This is a genomic window from Candidatus Schmidhempelia bombi str. Bimp (genome assembly GCF_000471645.3).
Lineage (GTDB): Bacteria > Pseudomonadota > Gammaproteobacteria > Enterobacterales > Orbaceae > Utexia > Utexia bombi.
In genome coordinates, this window is the sequence record NZ_AWGA01000089.1 from 1 (window position 1) to 9,709 (window position 9,709).

Genomic DNA, 9,709 nt, shown 5'->3' on the forward strand with positions numbered 1-9,709 from the left:
TACATCGTTGTTATAGTTTGTGATGGTTGCGTCTTGATAACCATTTGCCTGCAATACTTGGAGAAAAAAATCTTTATTTATCCCTCCAGTCAGATTTATCTTAGAATCAAGACGATCGCGGCGCATACTTAATGTTTGCGATTCTACGCTATAACAGCTATCGGGTAAGCCACAAATTTGTTCATATCTATCAATAAGCTCTGTGGTAGTTTTGGGGTCGATTTCTTGCATTAAATCATCTAATCGTAGATGTGTTTTTGATAATGTTAATGCCAGAGAAAGCAGGATTGGATCTGCTTTATCCCACGCGGGACCATAGGGCAGTAGGTGTCCAACCATACTTTGGTACTGTTTTTCTATATCCATTCAATCCCTCCAAAAACAGCTATTTGATTTTTTTCTATAAAAATATCTTTATCAGGATAAATCAGTTCATGGGCATATTCTCCAAACGAGGCACTTATGACTTCGCTAATACGTGATCTAAATAATGTTGTTTGGGGCTGGCCTTCTCTTAATAAAAATGATTTTAATTCGGCCTCGATTTGGTAACGTATTTCCGGGTTGTCAGGCGTAACCATAATTTTAAAATTAATTGCTTTCGCGATAGGTGAAAACACAATTAACATGGCACCCGCAACCGGTGCCAGCGGTTCAATATGTTTTTTAATATTTTGAATAGTTGTACTATCTACAGCTGGGTTTACCGGATCATTATTGGCGACCATTAGACCAACGCTACCCGTCCCCATCCAGTGGCGATAACACCAAGCGCGAGTAACACCGTGAACCTCTTTTGCCCACTGGATATAATCTTGGTCAGCGCCACTTTGTGGTGTGTAATACCATCTATCGATAACGCGTTTTCTAAATGCCTCTAAATCTTCAATATCGGTACCAGATTCAACGGAATCAGCAAAACATATTGATGATAGCCCGGTCACTGGGGTAATAAGGGACATTTTTGTACCATCGTCACAATTCCCTTTTTTGCCTACTTCATCACAAATAATAGGTACGCTTAACACGCTATTTTTTGATGTAGTTGTCTCGGTAACTGTGTACATGCACTGATCTAGCTGACGCCGAATTTTTTGACCTTTTGGAATAGTAATGCCATCGCTGACGTCATCAAAGCGAATATAGCCCACTGCGGGGGTAGGCTGTTTTCTATAGCAGCGTTTCATATTACCATGTCGAATTAACCAGTTTTCGTCAGCCTGATCGGGTAAAATATTTTGTGCCATGTTTTCTAGGTAGCCCAGTAAGACATGTGTTGCCCCTGCTATCACTCGTCCATAGACCTCTGGATCGTTGCGACGCAGTGAAATTAATTCATCATCCACAGCTAGGCGAGCGTATAAATCATTGCGTATAGTTGTTATTAAATCGGGTAAAGTTGGTCTTGAAAATCCACTAGACATTGATATCACTCCACAAATTATCAAACTTAAATTCTTCGTTGGTGCCATCTTTTTGATAAATATTGATGGTAGCCGCTAACTGGGTTAAATCAGTTCGCGTTACTGCAATGTCAATACGAGAAGCTATCCCGTCATCAATCATCCATTGCAACGCTTCTTTTATATAAATTTTTGCAAAGTTGGCTGTCTGATTGGTTAATTTAGTGCGAGATAATAGATAAAGTCGTGAACCTATCTTGTCATTTGCTATACTTGGATATGAATCACCCCACCAGCCGTAGGGATGATCAGTATCATCGCCGTCGTTTTTTCGTCGCCATGTGAATAGCGAAATTATTAGTGCCCGATATAACTTATTTCGACCATTAGTGGGATAGGTATGTCTACCATTTACTGTTAATATCATTTTTTTTAACCATAAAAAAACCGTCATTAGACGGTTTATAAAGTGATAGTTATTTCAATAATTGATTAGGGGATTGTGTAACTGAGTCGGTTTCGTTATGTGTATGACCATTATAAATGGTTCTAATATTAGTCATGGTGCTGGTTTTATCAGCAATATCCCCAGTTGAAGTTAATAATGGTGTAGTAAACTGTGCTTGGGATGAAGCATTAACTAAAACGTTTTTGGCATTGAGTTCTATTAACTCCTCCGCATTCACAATAAATTTTTTCGTTTTTATGTTAATTTGATTATCACGATTTAAGCATATACAGTCACCTTCATCGGTATAAATCGCCACTTCGCCTTTTTTGAGAGATTTAATACGATAACGTCGGTCACCCGCTGCTAAAATAACACCATGTGATTTATCACCATCTAAAAAAAGCGCCACAGCTTCTGCACCATCTAAAGGACGAGAAGTAAAACCGTAAGGCTCTATATGCTCTATATCACTTTTTTGTTCTCCACCTGACATTTTTATCTGTAATGTTTGGCATTTACTCGAACTATTACTAAATGTGATATAGCCGCGTGAAACGATGTTCATTATTTTATTTAGTACTTTACGCATTAACATACCCGCCATCTGCATGTTTCTCTTTTTTATTTCCCGTTTTTTTCTTATCAGGGAAATAGGCTTCTATTGGACCGACTTTTAGTTCACATAGTGTACCACTACCGTTTAAGCTATATTTTACTTCAGCAATAACCAACTGCTCTTTGTCGTACCCCAGCAGAGGATCGTCAACGATGACCATTTGGTTTGGTTTCCATAAAGTTCCATCGTCCTGCCGCCATCCTTGGACGGTATAAGTGACTTCTCTGGTTTTACTTGCTCTTAATGTTTTTTCCATCTCACAGCGTTCTTGACAGGTAGCGTTGTTAGCATCGCCTGATTGTTGAATAATTAATGGTCGATACCTTAAAATATGTTCATCTTTGCTGGTTGATTTAACTGATGCTAAGGTGACTTGACTGAAGTTATCATCATTACCGACTCCTTGTCCTGATACAAAATAATCGGAATAACGATTTACGACACTTTTTTCCGTATTTGCAGATAAAATATTAACACCAAGAACCAGTGCTGTTTTTGCTTCATCAGCGCCGATATCGCCAATCACTACTTGCCCTTGTTCATCATCAAAGACAATAAGTTGTTGCATACCCATTATTTTTCTCATGACATCAAACACCGTATCACCTTGGTCTGCTTGAACACTAATCATGCCAGCATTTCCAGCTTGATTAATTACATTGAGTTTAAAGGGGTTAACTAAATCTTGAATTACCTGAATAGTAGAACTGCTGTTGTATTGTTTAGGTTCAGCGCTGCAATCGATACAATCAGCTGTTTTACTTCTACCAACGATTCTCATTGATAGCGAGCTGGCATTGTAGCTAATTGGCAATGATTCGACATAACCAGTTAAAACTATGTCATCATCGATAAATACTTCAACTAAATCACCATTTTTAATATCAATTTTTGTTATGTTATCATTAGCAGAAGTTGGCCATTGACGGGTGATAGTGACATTAAAATCCCTAGCTAACCGTTCAATACCAGCGGAAATACACACTTCTGACCAACCACCAAAATATTTGTGGTTAACCTTTAAAAAAACTTTATTATTGCTCATGGTGTCGGTACTCGCAGCACTTTAACTGGAACAAAACCAGGGTGTAGAACGTTATTGCGAATCGATATATCATCCCAACGTGTTGCATTATTATAGAGATAATGAGATAACACTAAATCAGGTAAAACTTGATTAGGGATATAAACCATCGTTTTTTCTATTTTGATTAAACGAGTATGGATATCTTGATTAATCGCTGCTTTCAATTTTACTAGTGCAAAATATAAGTCATCATGCTCGGTCCGCGATAATTCTTTATCAAAAGATTCATTAATGGATTTTTTAAGTGCCAGCAAATCATCAAATGACATTGAATGAGTAGCGGATGATGTATAACGTTGATTAACAGCGTTCTCTTTTTTACCTTTTGTCGAAGCTAATGCAACCGAAGCAAATGCGTGTTTTTTCTTATCTTCAACTTGTTTGGGTAGTAATGCCATGATTCGCGCCGCCTCGGTTAATGCCGTTACTCGAATAGCGGTATTAATTAGGTTTTGATTTTTCTTCCTTTTTTGAGTGGATTTGCTATCTATGGGCCAGATATAGCAAGGTGCAAGTTGTTTTATAAAGGCTATGCCAGTAAACATGTTCACTTTTGAAACAAGACGATTTACAGAATAGTCTAATTTTGACACACTGCTCCAAACATTTTTAAGCGAATAAACAATAGATTGACCGCCCGTGCTAAGAATAGAAGATAAATGGTTATTTAAATTTTTAACCTCATCATGAACAGATGGGTTTACCGTATTATATGTCTCAGTAATCTCATTTAAAATTGACGTAGTATCATCCAAAATACCGCTCTGGACAAAATCGGGAACATCGACTAAATCAAAATCATCAAATACAGCTAATAGCTGCTGCTCAGCATTATCGGCATTTTCATCAACTACATCATCGGTGGCAACCGATGAATCTGGAAAGATTAATTCACCTGCTTCAACAAATGAGAAGGAGATAACGCTCATTCGTCCGTTTTCAACTGAATTACTAACCGTTGCAGTGTCAACAATATTCACATTCAGTTCACCAAGCATAGGGTGAATAAGTATTCCTGCACCCTCGGTCTCGATCGCATCTATCAGTTTTTCAGCTTGTTCTTTGTGATCATCACCTATCACAAAGGCCTCAATTTTATTTTTACGCGCAGCGCGGCCTAAATCTTCTGTATAGGGAACATCTCGAAATGGGTATTCGTGTGTTTGATTGCGCCGCCCAAATTCAGATGATGTACCATTTACTTGGAATGGTACACCACGAAAACTTGCTGGCAATAAATCATTTAACCAGTTCATACAGTTCATTAATTATCCTCCTACCGCATAGATATTCCAACCAACATCGGCTCTCGTGTTAATACCAGATACTTGTTTAGTTTGTTTTATGATAGTTCCTTGTGGGGCATTTGCAAATTTCACCACTAATTCACCGTTGCGGTTTTGAGTAGCATTATTATTTGAAAATTGATTAAGTGGCATTCGAGGGGCTTGATAATCTGGTAATGTCACCATTGACCTAGGTAGTTCTTTCGGTAAACTAGATGTATCGACCATCACTTTTACTTTCTTGTCATTTTTATCAAATAAGCCGCTAAAATAATCAGATATTGACTCAATTTTATTTGTAATAAAATCGCAGCCTGCACATAACTTATCCCCTAACGAAACAAAGAAATTATAGATTGGCATGAAATAAGGCTTAACAGTCGAACATAAATTACGGAAAAATGCAGTAATTTCATCCCAGTAGACGATAATCAGTGTAACAGCAGCAGCGATAGCAACACCGATAGCGGTCAAGATAAATACCATTGGATTACTCATTATAATAGCATTTAACACGATAAATGCTCGACGAACTGTATGTAATGCGGCCAATAATTTTAATTTCACAAAAATAAAACCATTTACAATAAACATCGATGTTCTTAATGCAGCTTGGAAAAAATTAATACTTGTTATTACTGTACCAATGATGGTATTTACGCCATTGCAGACAGCACCTAATCCAATTAATCCTGCAACTACAGCAGCGACCATTTTTACGAGCTCAGGGTGTTGTTGTATAAACTCCCCAAATGATACAATTAATGGAGTTAAGGTCTGTAATAGTTCAGTAAAGATAGGTAATAATGTTTCACCAATTGTTATGCTAATATGGTCAAGCGAGTTATTAAAACGTTGTAGTTCGTCTGCAGTTGTAGCGCTTTTTGATTCATATTCCTTTTGCATTAAACCCGCATACTGCGATGCATCACCAACTTGATTAAAGTTGATTTTTAATTGTTCTATATTGTCGAGTAAAGGAGAAATACCTGCGATATTTTCTTCACCAAACAAGTCGCCTAATAACTTAGATTGTTGTTCTTTAGGTATTTTATCTAGCAATTCAAGTACCGAGGTAATAGTTCCTGCTACATCTTTCTGCATTCTGTTAGCCAGTTCGGCGGATGTCATCCCTAGCTGTTGAAATGCCTCTTGTTGTTTTGTTGTCGCACCTGCACCTGATGTTAGCGTCGATATCAAGTTTTTAATTCCGATTGTGGTTTGATCAGCATTAGTACCCGATGCAATCATGGTTGCGCTTAATGCGGCCAATTCACCTGTGCTGTTACCAGAAAATTCATCTTGTAGACTAATTTTTGTCACGATGTCGGAAATATCTTTTGCTTTTATATTTTGTGTACGACTCAATAAATTGATCTTATCAGATAAGTCAATAATTTCATTTTGAGTGAGTTTTAACGATTTTCGCCAAGTCGTCATGGTATTGACTGCATCTTCGGCTGAAATATCAAAGGCAATACCCATTTTTATAGCATGATCGGTAAATTGTTTTAATTCTTCTTTGGCAATACCTGCTTGTGCACTTGTCATAACAATGGCACTTATATCTTCAGTCGCCATGGGTAAGCTAAGCGACATGTTACGAATATCTTGCCCCATCTGCTTGAATTGCTCTGGCGTATCAAAGTCAACAACTTTCCTAATGTCAATCATCACTTTTTGATACGCCATCGCATCTTTCATCCCTTTTACAAAGGGCGCAGAAATACCATTTCCAGCAATAGCATCTTTAAGACTTAATTTGTCCAAATTCAAATTGCTAATCTGTTGTTGAAAATTTTGTTGGAAATTTTGAAGTTTTTGTCTTATTCGGTCTAATTGTGGCGACATTGATCTCTACCTTCATTCACATTGGTTTCATTATGGTCTGCCATTAGGATGATTCCTTGCTATTTTCTATGCGATTTGCTTGCTCACAGAGTTCGAAAATGTCGGAAAGTGAGCGCTCTTCAATAAGATAAAAGGGAGAAACTTGCCAGTATTTGGCAAGTTCAAAACAGAGGTCGACAAGATATTCAGTGGTAATTAATCCGCTGTCACCTGTTCCTCGGCTGTAGGGATCGCGCCTGTCTCCTTTGGGGCAAAGAACATCATGATTTCAGCCGTAATCATTAGAAAATCGTACGGCGTGAGTTGTTCAACCGAACTCGGGGTAACATTTCCTAACGCGACAATGTAATCAGCCACTTTTTTCGGCTCACCAATCATGCTGCTGTCAAACGGAAAACCCAATTTTTTAATATCCTTGACGGTAGGCTCTTTTAACTCAAGTACATGTAATTCATTGCCGTGTGCCATGATCGGCTGTGATAATTTAATTTCTTTCATTATTGATAAAATCCTTCTTCACCATGAAACTCAAGTTCAGCTGTACCTTCTTCTGCATTGTGATTGACTTCACCTTCCACCCATGCATTTGATAACACGTAAACTTTACCATTAGCTAATTCTGCGGTAATGGTCATGTTGTCACTGGACATCAGTTTGTCGATCGGAAAATCACCCGGTACTTTAAACGTGCCTTTAATATAGGGTGCACGGAATGTTTCTTTATAGTGAACGCTATTATCTAACCCAATAATACTCTCTTTAACATTCGTATTCATCGGGACTTCAATACCGCCTGTAAGTGACAGTTGGTTAGCATCGACTTTAATGTAAGTTGTTCCTGCAATACGTCGTTTTGTCATTAGTTTTTCTCCTCTGGATATTGCAATCTAAACTGTGCTAGCACAGCAAAAACACGTAATTGATTAACTAAATCTGGTGGGAATAAAACATCTAATCGATTTGGATCGTTGATGTTTCGTTCAACAATTAAGTTCTTTTTGAACAGTTCAAAATTTTCTACCAAGCCTTGTAATTCTAATTGTCGATAGGTGGCGTTGATTTCAGCCTTAGCAACGGCAGGTGTGATAATTGCCTGTCCTGCACCAAATCGCGTGCCATCATTGGCCAGTTTATGCCGTGGGTATTTTGATGTAATCACACTACGTAATTTACGTAAAACATAAGCCAGCGTATGAAGTGTTTCACTATCCAAATAACTATTATCAGCGATACCATAACTGTTACGTTGATAAGTTGTGATATCACGTTGTATCAATAAATTACCGCTTGAAACGTAGGTGGTGGCTATGCCGTGACTAAGTAAGGATTGTTGCTCTGTTAGGGTAAATTGTTCACTATCAGATGCGGGTAATGCCCCATTTAATAATCCCGTTTGGGTTGGGCGAGCTGGATCGTTACGAATAAAAATCGCATTCCGCGCTGTTCGCATTGCAACTAATTCATCAATACTTGTTTGAATGGTTTTTTCATAACCAGCAACCGTAATATGTTGGTAATTTAATTTATCACCAAATTCTACTAGTTCGGATAAATCGCCTTTTTTCGCGGTATAGGCATGACCATATAACTGACGGGTATAACTCCAGCGCCCTGTTGTGTCATCCATTTCACGATTAAACGTTGCAAGTGATGATAAATCATTAAATGGAAAAGCAATGAAATCGAGTAGTTTATCACCCATAGAAGCAATAACTGGCGTTAAGTCTGGCGTTCCTTTTCCTCCGTGCATTTGCGTGATAACTATTTTTAAACCGTCAGGCGTCTCTTCTCCGCCGATGGCGCCGTAATAGTTAAAGCATAGTGGAATATCATTGCCATTCAATCCCTTGTTTTTTGCTGTTAATGTGATTACGCCATTGTTGACAACGGCAGTAACCGGTAAATCAAGATTAGCATTAATCGCATTAGTTAGTGCATTGATAATATTTTCTGCTGTATCAGCAATAGTTACGCGTGATTGAACTTTGGTGTTGCCGATATATAAACTTAATGTCCCTGTTTCGCCTGCTGTGCCTGATATTTTAATCTCTCCAGTTGCTTTAGCACCCGCCGCAGGTTCATCAACAGCAATTACCCATAACTCGCCAAAATCATCGATGTTTCGATAGCTGTCAACCATTCTAGCCAGCTGACTACCTCGTCCTGCTAGTTTTTTAGCAAGATCGGCAGATGGCATAATCATTAGCTTATTACGTTCAATTGGGCTATTTGCTAGCGGATACGCTATAATTAATGAAGCACCGCTATCTTGGGTTGTGTTAGCCGCAGATGAATCCACTTCAGCGTAAAATAAAGGTACTCTAATATTATTAGGAATACTATTAAAACTAATTGTCATTTTGTTCTACCCTTTTTTTCTTGTTGAAATTCGATGTTTTTACTTCTTCAACATCGTTATTTACCAGTCGTCTAGCCCAGTATTGGTTAAACTCAACATTACGACCGTTAGCAGGTAAATAATCCCCGTTATCTGGATCATATACCTGTTTGTCATTGACAGGTTTAATTATCATTATTGCCCTCATAGAGATGATTATTGTGAAAATTGACAGTTACCCCTACTTCCCTTACATTGGTCGTCCCTGACAGGGTGTCGAAGTTGCCGATAGCTAATGGGTTATATAATGGCGCGTTGCTATTATCCCCGTCGCTGGCATCTGGCACAGTAATAGGGTGATCAAGAACGTGTAGATCGAAATATTGCCGCGTATCTTCAAACCCAACTTCTCGCACGGCACTAAAGTTAAACTGATAAAAAAGCTGCTCACCATATAAAGCAAGCAATTTACAACCGTTGTATTGTATCGGATAGTGTGCTGGTGATGGCTCAAGTCCAAGCAGTGCACGCCAAAGTTCAATTTTTATCTTGTCGATAATGTCATAGGCTTCATGATGCTGTTGTTTATCGTATGATTTTAATACAACGATAACCCCAAACTGCTCTGTCACATGTTGCCAATAATCAGTTTGTGATTGATTCGTCTTTACACTATC

The 9,709-nt window shown here is 38.2% G+C and carries 12 protein-coding genes; all 12 read right to left on the reverse strand.

Features of this window, described 5'->3' with window-relative positions; all coding sequences use genetic code 11:
- Positions 1-366, reverse strand: a 366-nt coding sequence (locus tag O970_RS08880) for a putative phage tail protein (RefSeq protein WP_133459350.1), incomplete at its 3' end; no start/stop codon positions are given.
- The gene (locus O970_RS08885) at positions 357-1,424 is read right to left on the reverse strand and encodes a baseplate J/gp47 family protein (protein ID WP_133459351.1); all 1,068 of its coding nucleotides are present in this window, start codon (positions 1,422-1,424) and stop codon (positions 357-359) included. The genes O970_RS08885 and O970_RS08880, both read right to left, overlap by 10 nt.
- Positions 1,417-1,830, reverse strand: a complete 414-nt coding sequence (locus tag O970_RS08890; protein ID WP_133459352.1) for a phage GP46 family protein — start codon at positions 1,828-1,830, stop codon at positions 1,417-1,419. Before O970_RS08890 ends, O970_RS08885 begins: the two co-directional genes overlap by 8 nt.
- Before the next feature lie 49 nt (positions 1,831-1,879).
- Positions 1,880-2,458 (reverse strand): phage baseplate assembly protein V, encoded by a 579-nt coding sequence (locus O970_RS08895; RefSeq protein ID WP_133459353.1) that lies wholly within the window; start codon positions 2,456-2,458, stop codon positions 1,880-1,882.
- A complete protein-coding gene (locus O970_RS08900; protein ID WP_133459354.1) occupies positions 2,436-3,515 on the reverse strand; it encodes a phage baseplate assembly protein in 1,080 nt (359 codons plus the stop codon). Before O970_RS08900 ends, O970_RS08895 begins: the two co-directional genes overlap by 23 nt.
- The gene (locus O970_RS08905) at positions 3,512-4,822 is read right to left on the reverse strand and encodes a DNA circularization protein (RefSeq protein ID WP_133459355.1); all 1,311 of its coding nucleotides are present in this window, start codon (positions 4,820-4,822) and stop codon (positions 3,512-3,514) included. The genes O970_RS08900 and O970_RS08905 overlap by 4 nt, the downstream gene beginning before the upstream one ends.
- Before the next feature lie 3 nt (positions 4,823-4,825).
- Positions 4,826-6,694, reverse strand: coding sequence for a phage tail tape measure protein (locus O970_RS08910; RefSeq protein ID WP_133459356.1), 1,869 nt, complete (start codon positions 6,692-6,694; stop codon positions 4,826-4,828).
- A gap of 195 nt (positions 6,695-6,889) precedes the next feature.
- A complete protein-coding gene (locus O970_RS08915) occupies positions 6,890-7,192 on the reverse strand; it encodes a phage tail assembly protein (protein ID WP_133459357.1) in 303 nt (100 codons plus the stop codon).
- A complete protein-coding gene (locus tag O970_RS08920) occupies positions 7,192-7,554 on the reverse strand; it encodes a phage tail tube protein (protein WP_133459358.1) in 363 nt (120 codons plus the stop codon). Before O970_RS08920 ends, O970_RS08915 begins: the two co-directional genes overlap by 1 nt.
- Entirely contained in the window at positions 7,554-9,053 is a 1,500-nt protein-coding gene (locus O970_RS08925; protein ID WP_133459359.1) for a phage tail sheath subtilisin-like domain-containing protein, read from the reverse strand. The genes O970_RS08920 and O970_RS08925 overlap by 1 nt, the downstream gene beginning before the upstream one ends.
- Entirely contained in the window at positions 9,043-9,228 is a 186-nt protein-coding gene (locus O970_RS08930) for a DUF2635 domain-containing protein (protein WP_133459360.1), read from the reverse strand. Before O970_RS08930 ends, O970_RS08925 begins: the two co-directional genes overlap by 11 nt.
- Positions 9,218-9,709: phage tail terminator protein (locus tag O970_RS09945; RefSeq protein WP_166667105.1), on the reverse strand; the 492-nt coding region annotated here is incomplete at its 5' end. The genes O970_RS08930 and O970_RS09945, both read right to left, overlap by 11 nt.

Excerpts from the sequence above, each read along its gene's own strand:
- O970_RS08885 (WP_133459351.1), bottom strand. The coding sequence starts at position 1,424 with ATGTCTAGTGGATTTTCAAGACCAACTTTACCCGATTTAATAACAACT.
- O970_RS08890 (WP_133459352.1), bottom strand. The coding sequence starts at position 1,830 with ATGATATTAACAGTAAATGGTAGACATACCTATCCCACTAATGGTCGA.
- O970_RS08895 (WP_133459353.1), bottom strand. The coding sequence starts at position 2,458 with ATGGCGGGTATGTTAATGCGTAAAGTACTAAATAAAATAATGAACATC.
- O970_RS08900 (WP_133459354.1), bottom strand. The coding sequence starts at position 3,515 with ATGAGCAATAATAAAGTTTTTTTAAAGGTTAACCACAAATATTTTGGT.
- O970_RS08905 (WP_133459355.1), bottom strand. The coding sequence starts at position 4,822 with ATGAACTGTATGAACTGGTTAAATGATTTATTGCCAGCAAGTTTTCGT.
- O970_RS08910 (WP_133459356.1), bottom strand. The coding sequence starts at position 6,694 with ATGTCGCCACAATTAGACCGAATAAGACAAAAACTTCAAAATTTCCAA.
- O970_RS08915 (WP_133459357.1), bottom strand. The coding sequence starts at position 7,192 with ATGAAAGAAATTAAATTATCACAGCCGATCATGGCACACGGCAATGAA.
- O970_RS08920 (WP_133459358.1), bottom strand. The coding sequence starts at position 7,554 with ATGACAAAACGACGTATTGCAGGAACAACTTACATTAAAGTCGATGCT.
- O970_RS08925 (WP_133459359.1), bottom strand. The coding sequence starts at position 9,053 with ATGACAATTAGTTTTAATAGTATTCCTAATAATATTAGAGTACCTTTA.
- O970_RS08930 (WP_133459360.1), bottom strand. The coding sequence starts at position 9,228 with ATGATAATTAAACCTGTCAATGACAAACAGGTATATGATCCAGATAAC.